The organism is Butyricimonas faecihominis (assembly GCF_033096445.1).
Taxonomy (GTDB): domain Bacteria; phylum Bacteroidota; class Bacteroidia; order Bacteroidales; family Marinifilaceae; genus Butyricimonas; species Butyricimonas faecihominis.
In genome coordinates this window covers 1,253,417-1,273,834 of record NZ_AP028155.1, presented here as the reverse complement: position 1 = coordinate 1,273,834, position 20,418 = coordinate 1,253,417, and the positions used below count along the sequence as shown (strand labels likewise).

The 20,418-nt window shown below is 42.4% G+C and carries 20 protein-coding genes; 12 read left to right on the top strand and 8 right to left on the bottom strand.

The features are described 5' to 3' along the window. Positions 1-62: 62 nt before the first annotated feature. The 5 genes from nqrE to R8806_RS05375 form a co-directional block, all read right to left on the bottom strand. Positions 63-683: an NADH:ubiquinone reductase (Na(+)-transporting) subunit E gene (gene nqrE / locus R8806_RS05395; protein ID WP_124317242.1), complete on the bottom strand. Its 621-nt coding sequence runs from the start codon at positions 681-683 to the stop codon at positions 63-65. 23 nt (positions 684-706) lie between these two features. After that, positions 707-1,351, bottom strand: coding sequence for an NADH:ubiquinone reductase (Na(+)-transporting) subunit D (locus R8806_RS05390; RefSeq protein WP_124317243.1), 645 nt, complete (start codon positions 1,349-1,351; stop codon positions 707-709). Continuing rightward, positions 1,351-2,124 (bottom strand): NADH:ubiquinone reductase (Na(+)-transporting) subunit C, encoded by a 774-nt coding sequence (gene nqrC, locus R8806_RS05385; RefSeq protein WP_124317244.1) that lies wholly within the window; start codon positions 2,122-2,124, stop codon positions 1,351-1,353. Before nqrC ends, R8806_RS05390 begins: the two co-directional genes overlap by 1 nt. A gap of 71 nt (positions 2,125-2,195) precedes the next feature. After that, positions 2,196-3,350: an NADH:ubiquinone reductase (Na(+)-transporting) subunit B gene (locus R8806_RS05380; RefSeq protein ID WP_124318442.1), complete on the bottom strand. Its 1,155-nt coding sequence runs from the start codon at positions 3,348-3,350 to the stop codon at positions 2,196-2,198. Positions 3,351-3,439: 89 nt separating this feature from the next. Continuing rightward, positions 3,440-4,795 (bottom strand): Na(+)-translocating NADH-quinone reductase subunit A, encoded by a 1,356-nt coding sequence (locus tag R8806_RS05375; protein ID WP_124318421.1) that lies wholly within the window; start codon positions 4,793-4,795, stop codon positions 3,440-3,442. Between the two features lie 280 nt (positions 4,796-5,075). On the opposite strand from R8806_RS05375, the gene R8806_RS05370 reads away from it, so the two are divergent. Next, positions 5,076-5,501, top strand: coding sequence for an META domain-containing protein (locus R8806_RS05370; protein WP_221230316.1), 426 nt, complete (start codon positions 5,076-5,078; stop codon positions 5,499-5,501). A gap of 81 nt (positions 5,502-5,582) precedes the next feature. Here R8806_RS05370 and R8806_RS05365 read toward each other — a convergent pair whose 3' ends face one another. Continuing rightward, the gene (locus R8806_RS05365) at positions 5,583-6,857 is read right to left on the bottom strand and encodes a bifunctional folylpolyglutamate synthase/dihydrofolate synthase (RefSeq protein ID WP_124318172.1); all 1,275 of its coding nucleotides are present in this window, start codon (positions 6,855-6,857) and stop codon (positions 5,583-5,585) included. Between the two features lie 403 nt (positions 6,858-7,260). Between R8806_RS05365 and R8806_RS05360 the strand changes: the two genes are divergently transcribed. The 10 genes from R8806_RS05360 (at position 7,261) to R8806_RS05315 (ending at position 16,798) form a co-directional block, all read left to right on the top strand. Further along, complete coding sequence (locus R8806_RS05360; protein WP_124318173.1) at positions 7,261-7,635, top strand: bactofilin family protein; 375 nt, start codon at positions 7,261-7,263, stop codon at positions 7,633-7,635. 64 nt (positions 7,636-7,699) lie between these two features. Beyond that, positions 7,700-8,335: a redox-sensing transcriptional repressor Rex gene (locus R8806_RS05355; RefSeq protein WP_087420432.1), complete on the top strand. Its 636-nt coding sequence runs from the start codon at positions 7,700-7,702 to the stop codon at positions 8,333-8,335. Positions 8,336-8,924: 589 nt separating this feature from the next. Next, on the top strand, positions 8,925-10,877 hold the full coding sequence (thrS, locus tag R8806_RS05350) for a threonine--tRNA ligase (protein WP_027200083.1): 1,953 nt from the start codon (positions 8,925-8,927) through the stop codon (positions 10,875-10,877). A gap of 32 nt (positions 10,878-10,909) precedes the next feature. Next, positions 10,910-11,443, top strand: coding sequence for a translation initiation factor IF-3 (gene infC / locus R8806_RS05345; protein WP_027200084.1), 534 nt, complete (start codon positions 10,910-10,912; stop codon positions 11,441-11,443). A gap of 167 nt (positions 11,444-11,610) precedes the next feature. Further along, positions 11,611-11,805 (top strand): 50S ribosomal protein L35, encoded by a 195-nt coding sequence (rpmI, locus tag R8806_RS05340; RefSeq protein ID WP_027200085.1) that lies wholly within the window; start codon positions 11,611-11,613, stop codon positions 11,803-11,805. An 83-nt stretch (positions 11,806-11,888) separates the two neighbouring features. Beyond that, positions 11,889-12,242: a 50S ribosomal protein L20 gene (gene rplT, locus R8806_RS05335; RefSeq protein ID WP_027200086.1), complete on the top strand. Its 354-nt coding sequence runs from the start codon at positions 11,889-11,891 to the stop codon at positions 12,240-12,242. A gap of 100 nt (positions 12,243-12,342) precedes the next feature. Then, complete coding sequence (gene dapB / locus R8806_RS05330) at positions 12,343-13,062, top strand: 4-hydroxy-tetrahydrodipicolinate reductase (RefSeq protein WP_124318062.1); 720 nt, start codon at positions 12,343-12,345, stop codon at positions 13,060-13,062. A 221-nt stretch (positions 13,063-13,283) separates the two neighbouring features. Continuing rightward, positions 13,284-14,663 carry a signal peptidase I gene (gene lepB / locus R8806_RS05325; RefSeq protein WP_124318063.1) on the top strand — a complete coding sequence of 460 codons (1,380 nt, stop codon included), beginning with the start codon at positions 13,284-13,286 and terminating at the stop codon, positions 14,661-14,663. A gap of 70 nt (positions 14,664-14,733) precedes the next feature. Next, complete coding sequence (locus R8806_RS05320; RefSeq protein WP_151411745.1) at positions 14,734-16,074, top strand: PhoH family protein; 1,341 nt, start codon at positions 14,734-14,736, stop codon at positions 16,072-16,074. A gap of 109 nt (positions 16,075-16,183) precedes the next feature. Next, a complete protein-coding gene (locus tag R8806_RS05315) occupies positions 16,184-16,798 on the top strand; it encodes a LysE family translocator (protein ID WP_151411743.1) in 615 nt (204 codons plus the stop codon). Here R8806_RS05315 and R8806_RS05310 read toward each other — a convergent pair whose 3' ends face one another. Both R8806_RS05310 and R8806_RS05305 read right to left on the bottom strand, forming a co-directional pair. Continuing rightward, positions 16,799-17,752, bottom strand: coding sequence for a GNAT family N-acetyltransferase (locus R8806_RS05310; RefSeq protein WP_124318309.1), 954 nt, complete (start codon positions 17,750-17,752; stop codon positions 16,799-16,801). A gap of 12 nt (positions 17,753-17,764) precedes the next feature. Then, on the bottom strand, positions 17,765-18,580 hold the full coding sequence (locus R8806_RS05305) for a glycerol acyltransferase (protein ID WP_124318308.1): 816 nt from the start codon (positions 18,578-18,580) through the stop codon (positions 17,765-17,767). A gap of 146 nt (positions 18,581-18,726) precedes the next feature. On the opposite strand from R8806_RS05305, the gene R8806_RS05300 reads away from it, so the two are divergent. Next, a complete protein-coding gene (locus R8806_RS05300) occupies positions 18,727-20,415 on the top strand; it encodes a tetratricopeptide repeat protein (RefSeq protein ID WP_229782915.1) in 1,689 nt (562 codons plus the stop codon). The last annotated feature ends 3 nt before the right edge of the window (positions 20,416-20,418 follow it).

Below are 20,418 nucleotides of genomic sequence, written 5' to 3'. Positions count from 1 at the left end.
TAAATTTTAAATTGAGGACTCCAGAGAAATTTACAATCTAAAATTTACAATTTAAAATTATTTTACAGGTTAATTCCCAAGAAACTCATGAATGAAATAGCCATCAATCCGGTCACGATAAAGGTAATACCGATACCTCTAAGCGGGGCGGGGATATTTGAATATTTCAGTTTCTCACGAATAGCGGCAATACCCACGATGGCGAGCATCCAACCGATACCTGAACCCAAACCGAAAGCCGTTGCCTCTCCAATGTTAGCATATCCTCTTTCTTGCATGAACAGGGATGCTCCCATGATGGCGCAGTTTACCGCGATCAACGGAAGAAAGATTCCTAACTGGTTGTAAAGTGCGGGGGCAAATTTCTCAACGACCATTTCCACGAGTTGCACGATAGCGGCGATAACTGCGATGAACATGATGAAACTCAAGAAACTTAAATCGATGTTTGCCGCACTTTCACCCAGTAACCAGCTTAAAGCTCCAGCTTTTAGCACGAAGTTATCCAGCAAGTAGTTTACCGGGACGGTGATTAATAACACGAACACGACGGCAATACCTAATCCGAATGATGTTTTCACGGTCTTTGATACAGCAAGGTATGAACACATACCCAAGAAGTAAGCAAAGATCATGTTGTCAATGAATACGGACCGTACAAATATATTTAATAGATTTTCCATATCGTTATTTCACTTTTAGTTGACTATTTCTGTTCTATTAAATCCTTGTTCTTGGAACGGTGAACCCAAATGATCAGCCCCACCAGCATCAATGCCATCGGGGGAAGAATCATTAAACCGTTGTTTTGATAACCCCAATCGTAGAATATTTGTGGGATTACTTTTACCCCGAACAAAGTTCCGGACCCCAGTAATTCACGGAAGAAAGCTACGATCACGAGGACTAACCCGTATCCGAGACCGTTACCGATACCGTCCAGTAATGAAGGCCACGGTTTGTTACCCAAGGCGAAAGCCTCGATACGTCCCATGATGATACAGTTCGTGATGATCAACCCGACGAACACGGATAACTGTTTACTTACCTCGTAGGCGAATGCTTTCAGTACCTGATCGACGATGATTACCAATGCAGCAACCACGACCAACTGCACGATGATACGTATACGTGTCGGGATTGTATTCCTCAGTAGCGAAAGAATCACGTTAGAGAATGCCGTTACGGCTGTAACCGAAAGAGCCATCACGATGGCCGGTTCCATTTTCGCGGTTACGGCGAGAGCAGAACATATACCCAGAATCTGTACCAGAACGGGGTTATTTTTGCTCAAGGGACCGAGCAACAACTCTCGGTTCTTAGCTGAAAATAATGTTTCTTTATCGCTCATTATTGTATTTGTTTTAAGAATTGTTCGTAACATTTTAAGTAGTCGGCGATCATCGTCTCAACTGCTTTTGACGTGATGGTACCCCCGGAGATTCCGTCAACTTCGTGTACTCCGGTTGCGTTACCGCCTTTCTTCACCGTGATGGCTTTTAAAGAGGAGTTTTCAAAAACGGTCTTTCCGCTGAATTGCTTCTGGAAAAACGGTTGGGTGATCTCGGCTCCAAGTCCGGGAGTTTCTCCTTTGTGGTCGAACAGAACCCCGTAAACGGTATTTTTGTCCTCATTTAAAGAAATATAACCCCATACCGGCCCCCAAAGTCCAACCCCGTATGTCGGCAGGATGTATTTGGTGGCTCCGTCAATGTCGGCCACGAATACAGGGAATTTAATGTCCGCTAATGCTTTGTCATCTTTGATTGTTTCTGAAAGCAATTTTCCGTCCTTCAACGCTTTTTGAAGTTCGGGGTTTTTCATTGCTTTCTGAAGTTTCTTACCTTCGGTCGGGATGTCCACGGCGAAAGCGTTTCCTTCAATAGCCTCACCCTTGTAGTTCAGAATGAATTGTTTTGTGATGATTTTGTTGAACAATTCAGCCGAAGTTTCCGGGGTAGAACTAACATTTACAGAACTCAGAATGTTTTGTCTCTTCTCGTTCTCAATATTCTCATCTTGGTATGGCTTTAGTGAAAGAGACACTATCGCCAGAATGGCTGCAACTACGACAACCAAAACGATGGAATAGATAAAGGTATATGTATTTCCTTGTTTGTTCATCTCATTAAAGATTTAGTGATTTACGATTTATGATTTACGATTGTTTTTAGGTAATCTGAAATCATGAAATCTTAAATCTGAAATTGTTTAGCTCTTTTCAGTCTGCGCTTGATGTTACCTTGAACGACAAACCAGTCAATAAGCGGAGCAAAGGTGTTCATTAACAGGATGGCTAGCATCATACCTTCCGGGTAACCGGGGTTAAGCGTACGAATGAGGATGGCCATGACTCCTAAAATGAAACCGTATATCCATTTCCCTCTTTCCGTTTGTGCCGATGTTACAGGGTCTGTTGCCATGAATACGGCTCCGAAAGCAAAACCTCCCATGATTAAATGAGTAATCGGGGTGATTGCCGCGTACGGGTTGGTTGCGGGTAACGTGTAGTTCAGTAATAAAGCCATGCAGTAACCTCCGATGAAGGTGGAAAGCATGATTTTCCAGCTCCCGATTCCGGTGGCAATTAACAAGATGGCTCCGAGCAATATACAGAAGGTTGATGTCTCACCCACGGATCCCGGGATCAATCCCCAGAACATGGAAGACATATCGTATGTCGTGGGCAGGCCTTGGGCAGCCTCGGCAAGCGGGGTCGCTTGCGAGAACCCGTCGGGCATTCCGGCGATCCATACTTTATCCCCCGAAATCATGGAAGGGTAGGAGAAGAAGAAGAACGCACGGGCTAATAAGGCCGGGTTCCAGATGTTCATTCCGGTACCACCGAAGATTTCTTTACCGATAATCACGGCGAAGGCGGTAGAAACTCCCACCATCCAAAGGGGTGCATTAATCGGCATAATCATCGGGATCAATAAACCGGATACGAGGAATCCCTCGTTGATCTCGTGTCCCCTGATTTGTGCTGCGGCAAATTCAATACCCAATCCGACCACGTAGGAAACGACGATCATGGGTAACACTCTCCATAGTCCATAGAAGAATAACTCGAAGAAGCCGGTATCGGCCAGAGTACCCATAGCATTGAAATGCTGGTACCCCACATTATAAATACCGAATAAGAGGGCCGGAATCAAGGCCATCACGACAATGATCATGGTTCTTTTCAGATCAATCGCGTCCCGGATATTACAGCCTGAAGATGTCGTGCGGTTAGGCACGAAAAGAAAAGACTCAAAACCCGTGAAAACGGAATGCAACTTGTATAGTTTGCCTCCCTTTTCAAATTTTGGCTTTTGCTTATCTAGATAGTTGCGTAAAAAATTCATCTTTATAATTTTAAATTTTTGATTTTAGATTTTAAATTTTGAATCGTGTCCCATCAAGGAATTGACAATTTAAAATTTGCAATTTAAAATTAGCTTAGTTCTTTTATCATTAACTCTATACCTTTGTCCAGTATTTCCTGTACCGGAGTTTTAGAGGTACAAACGAACTCGCATAAAGCCATATCTTCCGGGGCAACCTCGTACATACCGAGTTGTTCCATCTTGTCCAGGTCCTCAGCCAGTACCGCTTTTAGCAGGTAAACGGGAAGGATGTCCATGGGAAGAACTTTCTCGTATTGTCCGGTCACCACGAAGGCTCTTTCTTCCCCGTGATAGTTGGCATCAAGAGTGTACTTCTTGTTCGGGCATAAGAAAGAGGGGAAAGTTTTTGATATGGAGAATTTGTTGAAACCGGGAGTTGCCCAACCCAAAAATTCGTAATTATCACCCTCAGGAATAACGGTTACCATATTATTATAATATCCGAGATAGTCTTCTTCAGTTACCTTGTAGCCCGTGAGTACGTTACCGGAAATAATGCGTTGATGAACTAGATTCTTCAGTTTCCCGTTCACGATACAACCGATTTTTGCCCCCAGAATGGTTTTGTAGTAAGCAGGCTTTTCAACTTCCGAACCCGCGAGAGCGATCGTCTTGCGAGCGTCGAATTTTCCGGAAGTGAATAATCGTCCGATAATGGCAAGATCCATTGCGTTTACCACCCAAACGATTTCCCCTTTGTTGATCGGGTTCAGATGGTGAATCTGGATTCCTGCATTTCCTGCCGGGTGTGGTCCCGCAAAATAATTCACATCCACGTTTTTCAACTTGGCGAACACGGATGTTGAAGGCGTCCCTTCTTTCAAGTTCAAATTCACGTTTTTACCGCATAATTTTTTTAAGCAATCGATTCCGGATTGGAGTGCGGTTAGCTCGTCTGCAAGAGTAATGTCGAAATCCGGAGCGAGAGGAGCGGAATCAAAACCGGACACGAATATCGCCTTCGGCATATCAGCCGGGGTAGCGATGATGTCGTACGGACGTTGTTTGATCATGGGCCAAACACCGCTGTCAAGTAATTTTTCGATGATTTCGTCTCTGGAAAGTTTGTTCACGTCTGCTGCCCCGAAATCCTTGTATTGGATTTGGGCATCCGCTTTAACCACGACCTCCAGCAATTTCCTTCTTTCTCCTCTGTTTACGGTTTCGACTGTACCGCTAACAGGTGATGTGAATTTGACTTCAGGTCTGTACTTGTCGATAAACAACACGTCACCCGCTTTCACTTGATCGCCTGCCTTTACTGCAAGTTTGGGAGTAAGTAGACGGAAATCTGTCGGTTTTACCGCATAAGAATCACATCTCTCGATGTTTTTCACCAGATTTTCGGCTTCTCCTTTTAACTTGATATCAAGGCCTTTTTTCAGTTTTATAACCTTGGACATTGTTCTATTATGTTTTTGATATGTAGATAATTATTTCTAATTCACCCTGTAATTGTTTATTTTAAAAACACGTGCAAATATATAATCAATTATTGAATTTATTCAGTAATTCAAAAGTTAATTCATCCCTTTAGATGTTTTTTTTTACTGCTTGATTTTTCAAATAAATGAATGTTTGAATGAGGTGAGGTTTATTGATGAAATTCCCTTTTGGCATGGTATTTGTAGAAAAGAATGAGAAAACTAATGAGTACTAATTATCCAAAATGGTGATTGAATTATGAAAGGAATATTTTTTTATTGTGTATTAGCAATATGGATGACTTCGTGCAAGTCGGCAAAGGAGAGCGTTTCTCTGACCGGGGTGAAATGGGTTGCGGAGAGTTTGAACGGGAAAGAGATTAAGTTCAAGGAAGGTGGGAGCGAGGTGTTCATCACGCTTGAAAGCAGTGATAAGAAAGTATTTGGAAGGGCGGGATGTAATCGCTTTTTTGGAGTTTACGAACAAAACGAGTCGCAATTAACTTTTAGCGGTATGGGAGCAACCAAGATGGCTTGCCCTGATATGGATATTGAAACAAGTTTTTTCAAGGTTCTGGAAGATACGAAGAGTTTTATCATAAAGAATGATAAGTTGACGTTGAAAGATAGTAATAACGTGATTGCGGTATTTAAAGCGCAAAAAGAAACTCCTAAAAAGGAATAAGACAAAGTTTATAGTTTGATTTTTCGTGTAGTAAAAAGAGTGTCAAAATTTGTTTTGACACTCTTTAGTTTATAAGTTTTTTTAAACCACTTCCGCGACGACAAAAGTGCTTCCCCCGATGTATATCATATCCCGGTTGCTGGCGGCTTCACGAGCGGCTTGATAAGCAGCTGCAACTGTCGGGAAGGTTTCCCCGTGGAGATGATTTGCCCGGGCTTTCTCGGCTAAAGTTTTCTCATCCATGGCTCTGGGTATGGATGCTTTGCAGAAATAATAAATAGCGTCTTTTGGCAGGATGTGCAACACGCTGTCCACGTCCTTGTCGTTTACCATACCGATCACGAAATGGAGTTTTTCATACGTGCAGGTTTTTAATTGGGCGACAATCTCGGTCAGTCCATCGATGTTGTGTCCGGTGTCGCATACCGTATAGGGCGTTTGTGATAATTCTTGCCAACGTCCAAGTAATCCCGTGTTGCGAATCGTGTTGGCTATGCCGTTATATATGTTTTGATCGGAGATATGTAAACCATTGTTTCTTAAGCTTAGAACCGTTTCCAGAACGGCCGGAATGTTTTTTCGTTGATAAAGTCCTTTCAAGTCTGCTTGCACGGGGACAAACACGATCCCGTTTTTGTTTTCCAGCCGGTAGGCGTTTTCATTATCCCGTGTTACTTGCCAGTTTTCGGATGCAAATTCAAGGGTGGTTTCACACTCTTTTGCTTTTTCAATGAAGACAAAATCACTGGCAGGGTCTTTCGTTCCGATGATCGCGGGAACACCGGGTTTGATAATCCCCGCTTTTTCGTGTGCGATTTTTTCAAGCGTGTCACCGAGAAGGGCCATGTGATCGAATGAAATATTCGTGATCACCGAGGCCAGAGGGGTAATGATATTCGTGGAGTCCAGTCGTCCGCCAAGTCCGACTTCGATAACAGCAATATCAACTTGCTGGTCTGCGAAATATTGAAAGGCCATGGCCACTGTCATCTCGAAGAAGGACGGTTTGATCCCGGCGAAAAGGGATTTATTCTCTTCCACGAAATTGATCACGTATTGTTCCGTGATCATCTCCCCGTTTATTTTGATACGTTCGCGGAAATCTTTCAAGTGCGGTGACGTGTATAGTCCGGTTTTATACCCGGCTTCCTGTAATATGGAGGCTAGCATGTGAGACACCGAACCCTTACCGTTTGTACCCCCCACGTGGATGGTCTTGAATTGTTTGTGCGGAGAACCGAAGTGTTCATCCAGTTTTAACGTGTTGTCCAGATTGGCTTTGTACGCGGCCTTACCTTCTCTTTGATACATGGGAAGTTGGGCAAACAACCATTCTAATGTTTCCTTGTAGTTCATGTATATTCTTTTAAATAAACTGGTTCATTCTATTGAGCGGGCAAAAATAGTAAAAATATACGGTGGGTGTGAGTTCAGGCTTTGATATTTCTTTTCAGTGGAAAAAGGCGTGTGTTTGAGGATGAAAATGTTAATAATATATAAGAAGCATGGGTTTTTGATTGCGTGCAAATGTGGAATAAATTTGAGAAATGTAGGCTGTGTGGTGTATTCTTTTCGTCTATTTCATCTGACGAGCGTGGGGCGTGAGGTGAAGAGTGAGTGTGTGTCGGAAGAGATGGTGTATGTATTTGACGAAATTTCACTAACTTTAAACCCGGAATTAGTATGTCATGATAAGAAAACGTGCTAATTATCGAAGTAACGTATGTGTCGCATTTGGGAAATAAAATGAAATAAAAATATGGGAAAGGAAGTACAGGCAATCTTGAATCTTTTGAATGAAGGTGTCGTCGTGGAGGGAGATATTCAAACGCCAAGGGATATACGGATTGACGGCACGCTTGTCGGGACAGTTCGTACTGATGGGCGTTTGGTGCTCGGGCCTTCTTCTCGTGTTTCGGGAAAAGTTAATTCTCCGAATATTGACGTGTTCGGGAACGTGGAGGGGGATATCGTTTCAACCGGTATTGTCGTGTTAAGGGCAAAATCAAACGTGAAGGGAACGATCTCTGCGGCAACCATGGTTGTTGAAGTCGGGGCGGTGTTTAACGGGGAGTGTAGTATGGTTGTGTCTGCCAAAGGTATTGGTCGCCCGGAAACGGCAGAAAAGAAATAATGCAAATTCTTTGTGTCGGATTTCGCCGAAAAGATATAACTTTGCAGAAATTATAGAACGTTATATGGCTAATGATAGTAAAGTTGTTCCAGTTCCGGTCTTGAGACGGATGCCCGCGTATCTTTCTTTCGTGAAGACATTGCAAAAGCAGGGAGAGAAATACGTCTCATCGACAAGGATTGCCGAATACATGGAAATAGACGCCACGCAAGTGACGAAAGATTTGTCGCATACCGGTATCTCCGGTAAAACTCGTGTGGGTTACGAGGTGGATAATTTCGTGGAGATACTGGATGACTTTCTTGGTTTCAACAAGATTAATAACGCTTTTCTGGTTGGGGCAGGTTCGTTAGGATGTGCCTTGTTGCAGGATAAGGGATTGAGAAATTTTGGGTTGAATATACAGAAGGCTTTCGACGTGGACAAGTCTAAAATCGGGACCAAGATTAATGATGTCGAGATTTTTCACGTGGACCAGTTCCGGGGAATGCCGGGAGAATGTAACGTGGCGATAGGTATCATTACCGTTCCGGCCGAATGTGCCCAGAACGTGGCCGATTTAATGGTTGCTTGGGGGATTAAGGCTATTTGGAATTTTACCCCGGCCCGGATTAAAGTGCCTGCCCATATTGCCGTGCAGAACACGACGATATACACGAACTTGGCCATTTTATTTAATAAATTACATGGGCAGGAATAGCTTTGTCAATTTTAGATTCCAGTGTGCGAGCCGACACCTTTTATCTTTTAGTTTTTAATTTCCTCTTACACAGGGGAAGGGTTGATTACCAAGCGGTTCCCTCTTCCGAGTAAGGAGGGATTAGGGAAGGTTGCCGCTTTGAGCATGACTTTTGAGTTCGTCTCTCATTTTTTCCCGAGCTAACATCTACACGTTACCTTTTTTTAGAAAAATACAAATATTGTTAGGCAATATATTGTAAATCAATTATTTATATTTTATGTATTTACTTGTTGTCATACATTAACCAGCTCGTTTGTATATTATATTATAATTTAATATATTTTCAATATTAATAGGAGGGGAATAGGGGAGGGATGGGAGTGGAATGGGAGCGGGTCACAATGTGAATGCAATAAAGTAGATAAATAATAGCGAATATTTACATTTATTAAATAACATCCGGGGTCGTTCTCGAACATGCCTCGTGTCTGTTTCTTTTTCAAGACAAGAGACGTGTTTAAGCCGGGCTTTTTCTTTGATATTCCGATGTTTTTTTATAATTTTGCGGTTCGTAAATTACAAAAAGTAATAACTAAAAGAAAGCAGAATGGTAAAGATTAAATTTCCCGATGGGAATGTAAAAGAGTTCGAGTCCGGGGTAACCGGCATGGACATAGCTAAGTCGATTAGCCATAAGCTGGCTAAGGAAGTGTTGTCTATATCCGTAAATGGCGTCACGTGGGATTTGATGCGCGGTATAACAACAGACTCCGAGATTAAGCTATATACATGGGACGATGAAGAGGGACGCCATGCTTTCTGGCACTCATCTGCACACCTTATGGCAGAAGCTTTGCAGGCTATTTACCCGAATATCAAGTTCGGTATCGGTCCGGCAATTGAAAATGGTTTCTACTATGACGTGGATCCGGGAGAAGGTGTTGCTATCCAAGAGAAAGATTTGGTGGAGATCGAGAAGAAAATGTTGGAATTGGCAAGAAAAAACGAGGAGTATTGCAGGATAGACGTTAGTAAGCAAGAGGCGTTGAATCATTTTTCATCGCTCAATGAAACATATAAAGTAGAGTTAATCAACGATTTGGAAGACGGAACAATCACGTATTACCGTCAAGGTGACTTCACGGACTTGTGCCGCGGACCGCACTTGCCCAATACATCCTATATCAAGGCTATCAAGTTGACTTCTGTTGCCGGGGCATACTGGAGAGGGAACGAACATAACAAGATGTTAACCCGTATATACGGTATCACTTTCCCGAAACAAAAAATGCTGGACGAATGGCTGGTATTGATGGAGGAGGCAAAACAACGCGATCACCGTAAGATTGGTAAGGAGATGGAGTTGTTCATGTTCTCGCAAGCAGTTGGTTCGGGACTTCCGATGTGGTTGCCGAAGGGAGCCATGTTGAGAGATCGTCTGGAAGCCTTCTTGCGCAAGGTACAGAAGAAGTACGGTTACGAGCAGGTGATCACCCCGCATATCGGTAACGTGAATTTGTACAAGACTTCGGGACACTTCCAGAAGTACGGTAAGGATAGTTTTCAGGTCATCACGACCCCGCAAGAAGGGGAGGAATTCATGTTGAAACCGATGAACTGCCCGCACCACTGCGAGATGTACAAATTCAAACCGCGGTCTTATAAAGATCTTCCGGTTCGTTTTGCAGAATTCGGTACGGTATATCGCTACGAGCAGAGCGGGGAATTGCACGGGTTGACAAGGGTTCGCGGGTTTACGCAGGATGATGCCCACTTATTCTGTACGCCCGATCAGTTGAAAGAGGAATTCAAGAAAGTAATCGACATTATTTTCACGATATTCAAAGCGTTGAGTTTCGAGAATTTCACCGCGCAGGTGTCCTTGAGAGATCCGAATAACAAGGAGAAATACATCGGAACCGATGAAAACTGGGAGAAAGCCGAGAGTGCCATTATCGAGGCGGCAGCCGAGAAAGGTTTGAAAACAACGGTAGAGTTGGGTGAGGCCGCTTTCTACGGTCCGAAACTGGATTTCATGGTGAAGGATGCCATCGGGCGGAAGTGGCAGTTAGGAACGATCCAAGTGGATTATAACTTGCCGGAACGTTTCGAGTTGGAATACACGGGTGCTGATAACCAGAAACATCGTCCGGTAATGATTCACCGGGCACCGTTCGGAAGTATGGAGCGTTTCGTGGCCGTGTTGATCGAACATACGGGTGGAAAATTCCCTTTGTGGTTGACTCCGGATCAGGTCGTGGTACTCCCGATCAGTGAAAAATACAACGATTATGCTCAAAAAGTTGTAAATTTCTTAAATAATTCCGACATTCGCACCGTTTTAGACGATCGTAACGAAAAGATTGGTCGTAAGATACGTGATAACGAGTTGAAAAAGATTCCTTATATGTTGATTGTCGGAGAGCAGGAAATGAACGAAAATAAAGTTTCTGTTCGTCGTCAAGGAGAGGGAGACAAAGGATCCATGACAACGGAAGAATTTGCGGAAATGATAAATAAAGAGGTAGAAGCTCAGTTGAACTCTATCTACAATGAATAATAATAAAAGGAGGATTAATTATAGCAAGAACAATGGAAATTAGGGGCAGAGGTCAAAATGACAAGCCACAGCACAGAGTGAACGAGCAAATTCGGGCTGCTTCTGTGAGAGTCGTTGGTGAAAATGTAGAAGCGGGTGTTTATCCTTTAAAAGAGGCTTTAGCCATGGCTGAAGCTGCCGGAGCTGATCTGGTAGAGATATCCCCCAATGCCGATCCACCTGTATGCAGGATCATTGATTACAGCAAGTTCCTGTATCAGTTGAAGAAAAAGCAGAAAGAGATTAAAGCCAAGAGCGTGAAGGTCGTTGTAAAGGAGATCCGTTTTGGGCCTCAAACAGATGATCATGATTTCAATTTCAAGTTGAAACACGCGATCGGGTTCCTGCAAGAGGGGGCGAAGGTGAGAGCCTACGTGTTCTTCAAAGGGCGTTCGATTCTGTTTAAAGACCAAGGGGCTGACTTGTTGGAACGCTTTGTCAATGCGTTGGAAGATTACGGGAAACTGGAATCCGCTCCCATGCTTGAGGGAAAGAAAATGATCGTGGTGATTGCTCCTAAGAAATAGTGGAAGTTTAGAATTTAAAGTTTAGAATTTAGAATGAATAGATCTGTGAATCTAAAATCATTCCATCATTGGATTTTTCAATCTGAAATCTGAAATCATTAAATCTAAAATTGATACTGGATATTTTATAATTACATATATTCTGAAACAAATTAAAATTAGAACAAATGCCAAAGATGAAGAGTGTGAGCAGTGCAAAGAAAAGATTTACTTTGACTGCGACCGGGAAGATCAAGAGAAAACATGCTTTTAAAAGTCATATTTTGACCAAAAAAGCAACCAAGAGAAAAAGAAATTTGACTCATACAGCTATCGTTGACGTGGCTAACGACGCAACAGTGAGAAAAATGCTTTGTATCTAAGAAATTAAAAAAACAGTAATTAACCAGGATGTTACGCTAGTTAAGTTCCTTGAGGGACGCTAACATTCAAAAAACAAAAGATTATGCCAAGAGCTAAAAATGCCGTTGCTTCAAGAGCACGTAGAAAAAAGGTTTTAAGTCAAACCAGAGGTAACTTTGGTGCAAGAAAAAATGTCTGGACGGTTGCCAAAAACACGTATGAAAAAGGCTTAACGTACGCGTACCGTGACAGAAAGAAGAAAAAATCAGAATTTAGAGCGTTGTGGATTCAGAGAATTAACGCCGCAGTTAGAATGGAAGGTTTGTCTTACTCTAAGTTTATGGGCTTAGTTCATAAAGCCGAGGTAAACATGAACCGTAAAGTTCTGGCTGATCTGGCTATGAATCAACCGGAAGCTTTCAAAGCAATCGTTGCGAAAGTGAAAGAGTTAGCTTAGTAATTATAAAATATCAGAAAAGGCTGCCCGCGGGTGGCCTTTTTTTATTTTTAAATATTACCTTTGTAAAATAGTGGTACATTATTTTTAATTCAATATAATGAAGATTGCATTACTTGGATACGGGAAAATGGGGAAAACGATAGAGCGTGTGGCTCGTAATCGCGGGCATGAAGTCGTGTTGATCGTGGATGAGAATAACCGGGCAGCGTGTACGGATGATCAATTGAAACAGGCTGATGTTGCGATTGAATTTACAACCCCGATCGTGGCAGTCGATAATTACAATTGGTGTTTCCGTAATCATGTTCCGGTGGTATCCGGTACGACGGGATGGCTGGAAAGATGGAGCGAAGTGATGATGTCACGCGAGCAATTGGGGGGAGCATTCTTTTACGCGTCCAATTATAGTATCGGGGTGAATATATTTTTTCATTTGAATCGCTGGTTGGCTCAGACCATGGCTCGATTTTCCGATTATAAAGTTTCTATCGAGGAAACCCATCACATTCACAAGCTGGATGCTCCCAGTGGAACAGCTATTACTTTGGTAAAAGATATTTTGAAAGAGCATCCGGAATACTCGTCTTGGGTACTGGATGAAGGGGCGGTTGGTGCGGGAGAGTTGCCCATAAAAGCCAAAAGAGAAGGAGAAGTTCCGGGAATCCATACGGTAACTTATAAATCGAACGTGGACGAAATTCAGATATACCATTCCGCTTATTCCCGGGATGGCTTTGCCCAGGGAGCCGTGATGGCAGCTGAATTCCTGATGGGGAAAAAAGGTGTTTTTGGAATGGAAGACTTGTTGAAAATTTAGAGTTTAAAGTAGTTTAGAATTTAAAATTTAGAATTTAGAATGAAAGGACTACCCCCTCCGGCTCCCCCTTACACAAGGGGAGAGACGGACGCAAGAAGGCACTACGATGTAACAGTGTGGCGGTATCCTCCCCCTGTGTAAGGGGGAGTTAGAGGGGGTAGTTAAAACGTTGGTCTTGTGCGGTTTAAATCTAAAATCTAAAATCATAAATCAAAAAATATATGAGTAGGATATTGACAAATAAATGGTTTAAATTAGGGTGCGTTCTTTTCGTGTACCTGCTGTGGACATTATGGATCGGGAGCTGGTGGTTGTTATTAGGTGTGCCTGTTCTGTTTGATATTTATATCACGAAGAAGGTGCATTGGGCTTTCTGGAAGAAGAAAGGAGTGGAAAAACAGACCAAGACGGTGGAGTGGATCGATGCTTTGATCTTCGCTATTATCGCGGCTACGTTGATTCGTATGTTTTTTTTCGAGGCGTACACGATCCCGACTTCCTCCATGGAGAAGTCTATGCTGGTCGGGGATTATCTTTTCGTGAGTAAGGTGGCTTACGGACCGAAATTACCTAATACCCCGTTGTCAGTACCATTTACTCATCATACCTTGCCTTTCACCCAGTCAACGAAAGCTTATTCAGACTTGATTCAATGGCCTTACAAACGGATTGCCGGGTTGGGAGAGATTAAACGTGAAGATATTGTCGTGTTTAACTTTCCGGCGGGGGATACGGTAGTAGTCGGAAGGGAAAACCCGGATTACTATTCGCAAATCAGGGGACAGGAGGCTGCTATTCGGTACGTGGCACAAGAGAAGGGGTTGAGTGTAACCCCGGAGGAGGCTTGGTCTATCGCTCGTAAACAGATTTGGCGGGAGAACGAGATTATTGCTCGCCCGGTAGATAAGCGGGAGAATTACATCAAGCGGTGTGTCGGGATTCCGGGGGATGTTCTGGAAATGAAGGATGCTGTACTTTACGTGAACGGGAAGAAGTTGGAGGATAAAGATAAGATGCAATATAATTATGATATTATCGTGAATTCTCCCTTTAATAAGGTAAAGTTGCAAGAGATGGGGATTTCCATGGAAGATATTAATGGGGGGTATATGGGGAATAATCATTACGTGTTGCCTCTGACGGTTGAAATGGTAGAGAAGATCAAGAAAATGCCGAATGTTTTATCCGTGAATCATCAAGAGGATGATGGACAAATATTCCCGTATAGCCCGAATTACCCGTGGACCCGTGATAATTTTGGACCGTTACCGATCCCGAAGAAAGGGGAAACTATTGACCTGACGTTGGAGAATTTACCGCTTTATGACCGTATTATCGGGGCATACGAGGAGAATAAACTGGAGGTCAAGGATTCCGTTATATATATTAACGGCGCCCCGGCAGATAAATATACTTTCAAGATGGATTATTACTGGATGATGGGGGATAACCGTCACAATTCGGCTGACTCCCGTTACTGGGGATTTGTTCCTGAAGATCATATTGTCGGGAAAGCTTATTTTATCTGGCTTTCTCTGGATAAAGATAAATCTTTCTTGGGTAAGATACGTTGGAACAGGATATTCCGGTTCATACATTAAAAAAAGCGGCATGTGCCGCTTTTTTTGTTATTATATTTTGTAACTTGTCATTGTTTTAAAAAATTACATTATGGCTAAAACTAAAAATAAGAAAACATTTGTATTAGATACGAATGTGATTTTACACGATTACAGATCCATCTACAATTTCGAGGATAATGATATTGTTATTCCAATCACGGTATTGGAGGAATTAGATAAGTTTAAACGCGGGAATGACCAGATTAATTACCATGCCCGTGAGTTTGTCCGGGAACTGGATCAGATTTCCGGATCAGATTTTTTTCAAAAAGGAGCGCCGTTAGGTAAGGGGAGAGGGCGTTTGTTTATCCAGACGGGAGTGCCTTTCTCTCCCAAAATGAATGATTCTTTTAGCGAGGATATACCCGATCATCGGATATTGGCAATTGCCGAATATGTAACAGAGAAGAGAGAAGGAGAAAAGGTCGTTTTGGTGTCGAAAGATATGAATTTGAGGATGAAAGCGAGGTCTCTGGGAATTTTGGCAGAGGACTACAAGACCGATCAGGTGAAGGACTTGGAAATGTCGTTAAACAAGTGTATAGAAACAAAAGAGGATTTCTCTCAAGAGTTGATCGCAAAGCTTTACGAAAGCGGGGAGGCAGGAGTTCCGGTAGAGACGTTTTTTCCGAAGGAAGAAATTAAAGGAAATAATTACTATATATTGAAGAATGGTAGTAATTCGGTATTGGCTTGTTATGATCCCGTCCGGAAAGTGGTGCGAAAAGTGGAGAAACTAAATACTTTCGGTATTTACCCGAAGAACTCGGAGCAGGCGTTTGCTCTGGATGCCTTGATGAATCCGAATATCTCGTTGGTAGCATTGAGCGGTAAGGCCGGTACGGGAAAGACGTTATTGGCTTTGGCGGCAGCTTTGCAACAAAACAAAGCATTCGAGCAAATTTACCTTGCACGTCCGATCGTGGCCTTGTCAAACAAGGATTTGGGGTATTTGCCGGGGGATGTAAACGAGAAAGTTAGCCCGTACATGCAGCCTTTGTTTGATAATCTGGCCGTGATCAAGCATCGTTATAATATGCATAGTCAGGAGAACCGGTTGATTGAGGATATGTTGAAAGATGAACGTCTGGTGATTTCGGCGCTGGCCTATATCAGGGGGCGGAGTTTGTCAAATGTCTTTTTCATCGTGGATGAAGCGCAAAATCTTACGCCACATGAAGTAAAGACGATTATCACCCGTGCGGGAGAGGGCGTGAAGATGGTATTCACGGGAGATATTGACCAGATAGACTCTCCTTACTTGGATCGACAATCGAATGGTTTATCGCATTTGTTTGACCGTATGCAGGGACAGGATATTTTTGCCCACGTGCATCTGGAGAAGGGAGAGAGAAGTTACCTAGCAGAAGTGGCAAGTAACTTGCTGTAAAGATAAAAACTAAAAGATAAAAGCTAAAAGTTCAATGATTTAGGATTGTTAGCTTTTATCTTTTGGGTTAAACTTTTATCTTTTAGTTTTCAACTTTTAGTTTTTTCAAGTGAATATACTGGGTTTTTTAAGTGCGGCCATTTTATTGACTTTGATGCCGGGGCCGGATATTTTATTCGTGATCACGCAAAGTATTACCCGGGGAAAGAAAGCGGGAATTATTTTTGCTTGCGGGTTGTGTACGGGGTTAATTGCTCACACGGCGGCTGTGAGTCTGGGACTTTCTTTGATTTTATATAATTCTCCGGTGGCATTCAGCGTACTGAAATACATGGGGGCGGCTTACTTGATTTATTTGGGCGTGAAATCATATATCCACCGGAAGGAAAATTCGTTAGCTTTGCCGACTGCTGCCGGGGTAGAATATAAACTGTACCGGAAGGGAATTCTGATGAATATACTAAATCCGAAGGTGCTGTTGTTCTTTATTGCATTCTTTCCCCAGTTTGTAAGTCCTGCCACGGAGAATCCGGCAGGAGAGTTACTGGTGCTGGGATTGCTTTTTATGGCGCAGGCCATTGTTATATTCTCGTTGATAGCCTTGCTGGCAGACCGATTATCACGTCGGTTGATGCAAAATGCTCGATTCTCGTTGATCATGCATATCATCGAATCGTTGGTCTATTTTGCCATCGGAATCAGTCTGATTTTCGTGACTGTTTGATCAGAATTTTCTTAATCGAAGTATTCGAGGTATATAGGTCGAGATGTGGCGGGCTTTCTTGGTTTCGTATACATCTGCAATCTTGATCAAAATTGCTGTTTCTTCCACACCACCAAAGCCCGGGTTTATGGCTGTCCCAAAGGATTTCATGGAAGGTGACAGGCTCATGTAGGCATTTACAAGCGGGGGGATATTTTCCCCGTGTTCCCGGACGTAACGAGAAAGGATTCGATAATCCTCGTCATAATTATTTCCGCAGAGTATTTTCCCGAGTTTATTGTCATCAATATGAATTTCCAACGGAGTAATCGGCTCGACAAGTCGTTCCGTGTCTTTGAAATACTTTCGCATGAAATACAGGATCATGTCACGGGCCTCTATGTTGAAACTGGTGTACATGGTTACTTTCCCGAAGAAGTATTCCATACCCGGATTCTCCACGGTAAGAGCGCCCAGACCGTCCCACAAGTTATCCAAGGCGAACAGGGATTTGCGTCCCATTTTTGTAGACTGGTACAAAGGTTGTACGAAAGAACGCCCCAACTCGATCATTTTAGTGAGATATTGCTTTTTGAAAGCCTCGGAGAAACGGAATAATTCAGTCGTGGCCAAGTTGGGTTCTCCCTCTTGATTTAAAGGAAGGTTGTCACATAAAATATACCGGTACCCGCCTAGGATTTCCTGCTCTTTCGGGTCCCATACGATTAATTGCTGGTAGGGAACCTGTTCGTCAACATCAAACGGATCAATGTCTACCTCTTTTCCAGTACCCCCCCCGGCAGTCCTGAAAGTTAATTCCCGTAATCTTCCCACCTCTTTCATCAAGTTAGGGCTGTTGAAAGCATTGAACGAATAGATCTCGTTTCCCCCTTTGTTGGTTTTACGAATGAATCTTTCTTCTGTCAGTTCTGCTAATAATTTCGCTTTGTTTACAGGATAGATGACTGGTTGCATAGTTTATGTAGACTATAATTGATAGACAATATTCTTTATCTCTTCCGCCCACTCTTTCGGGGTTTTGCTCTTGTCCAGCGTTTCCCATTTAATGGGTTTCCCGATGACAAGGGTAAAAGTTGAACCTTTCTTGTTGAATGTTTCCTTGGGAAGATACATCATTTCCAGATTAACCTTTAGCCCTATTTTGGTACGAAAGTTTGCTAAATTATAAAAGAATTTTGAATTTTCCGCTTTTACCCGTATCGGAATAATGTCTCGTTGGTATTTGACTGCTTTAACCACGAAACTTTTTTGCCATTCTAAGTCTTGAATCACACCTTTAACTTTGCGGCTTACCATTCCGGCAGGGAAGGTGATGATCTGGGCATCGGAGGCAAATGCGTTTTCCAAATCCACGGCAGCTTCTTTGGCCAAGGCTCCATGCTTGTTAACCGGTAAAAAGATATTATTCAGATTCTTGAGGTTCATCAACAAATCGTTTACCGGGAATTTAAGTTTTTTATATATTTTCCCTAAGAAAGAGATCAGAATGATACCATCCGGCCCTCCCAGTGCATGGTTAGCGGCGAAAATGTAGCGTCCGTTGGGATCGGGTAAATTCTCTTTACCTTCGATAATGTAAGAAATATCAAGATATTCTAAGATACCTTCGGCAAAATCCAAACCTTTTTGATCCCCATATTTAGAGATGAAGTCGTTAATCTGGTCTTGGCAGATCACACGTTTTAAAAATGAATAGACGAATTTCGGAATCCAGCGGGCTAACTTCGGATTCTTACTTTTAAAAAGCTGTTCAATATATATCGGTTTAACCGTTTCTTCCATAATAAATGTGAATTGAATCTCCTTGTTTCAAAACTTTTGACAAAGATAAAAAACCTTATTCAATAAAATTCGTTAGAGAGGATATGAATTGAAAAATATGAACATTTTTAATGGATAGAATAAGTTAAACGCAAAAAAAGAGAACTATGAGAAAATTATCTTTGATAACGAGTGGAGTTATTTTGATGCTCTCTTTCTTGATGGTGGGGTGTAATACCATGAAGAAGTTGGAGAGAGAGGCCATCGAAACGGCAATTGTGGGGAAAGTTTCTCCTCAGCAGTTGACTGCGGTGGATGGGGTTGTGAATTTTAATTATAATATTGCTTTTGCTCCCAAGCAGTTTTATAAAAAGTTAATTTTGAAAGTGACTCCTAAAATGCAATATCCCGGTGGGGAAGAAGCGATGGAACCGCTTTATTTCCAAGGTGAGAAGGTGAAAGGAACTAATTATCCGGTGGTGGAATATAAAGGAAACACGCTGGGAACTTATAATTTATCATTCCCTTATCGTGACGGCATGCAAAAAGGGGTACTAATCGCTGATATAGAGGCGATCATGGGAAATAAAACTGTTGCGTTTACTCCGGCTATATTAAACACGAATGGGGTGAAGGAATGGAAAACATACATGTATTCTCTACCGAACAATCCGGATGCAATTCCTTTGTTTACTGAAACTTTTGTGAAAGATGTTCCGGCAACAGGTGTGGGAATCATTAGTGGGTACGTGTTATTCCCGTTATCTAAATCCGTGATTACAGATGCGCAGAAAAAATCGTCTGTCATGGCACAGGCAGCCCAAGAGATGAAGAAAATTCTGGCAGACAAGAATGCCAAGATTACCAATATGTTAATGTACGTTTCCAGCTCTCCGGAAGGACCGGAAAGATTAAACAAGAATTTGACCACGAATCGTTTCAATACGGCCAAGGCTTATTTCATGAAAGATTTGGGATTGGCTAACACGCCGATGGCAAAAGATACTAAATTTATCGTTTCCAACACGGTGAGCGAGAATTGGGAAGGTCTGTATATGTTGTTGAATGATTCCAACTTAAAGAATAAGGCACAAATCGTGAAGGATTTGCAGAATGCCCCGAATTTACAGAAACGGGAGGCTGTTTTGGAATCATATATTAAGACTGTACCGGAATTGAAAGATGTGATTCTTCCGACATTGCGGCGGGCCGATTTCTACGTTTTCTATGCCGTGCCCGAAGTGATGCAGGTGGAGGATCAGGTGACAACTTATTACGTACCTCAATTACAAGAGACTTCAGTTTTGTCAGCTCGTACGGATGTAAATTTGTTGAATGATTTGGCTGTCATCGCTATCCGTAACAAGGATTACAGAAAAGCTAAAAAGTTACTGGAATCGGCAGCTGTAATTAATCAAAAACCGGAAGTGCTGAATAATCTTGGGATTGTTTATCAAAATGAAGGGAATAATACTCAGGCTAAAGATATGTATACGAAAGCTTCTATAAAGAATGAGGCGAAGTATAACTTGGGGATGTTGTTATTGAAAGATAAAGAGTATAATAAGGCTATTCCTTATTTGAAAGCGATGCCGAATGTGAATCTGGCTTACGCTCAGTTGATGGCTAATGATAATCGTGCTGCCTTGGAGACTTTGAAGAAGTTGAACCTGACAGAAGGGTACGAGTATTACATGATGGCCGTGGCTGCTGCAAGAGTAAAAGATGTACAGGCAATGGCTGTTGCTTTACAGAAAGCTATACAACTTGACCCGCAATTGAAAGAGAGGGCAAGTACTGATAAAGAATTTTATCCTTACGCTCAAGAAAGTATTTATTTGGATATTGTTGATTAAAAT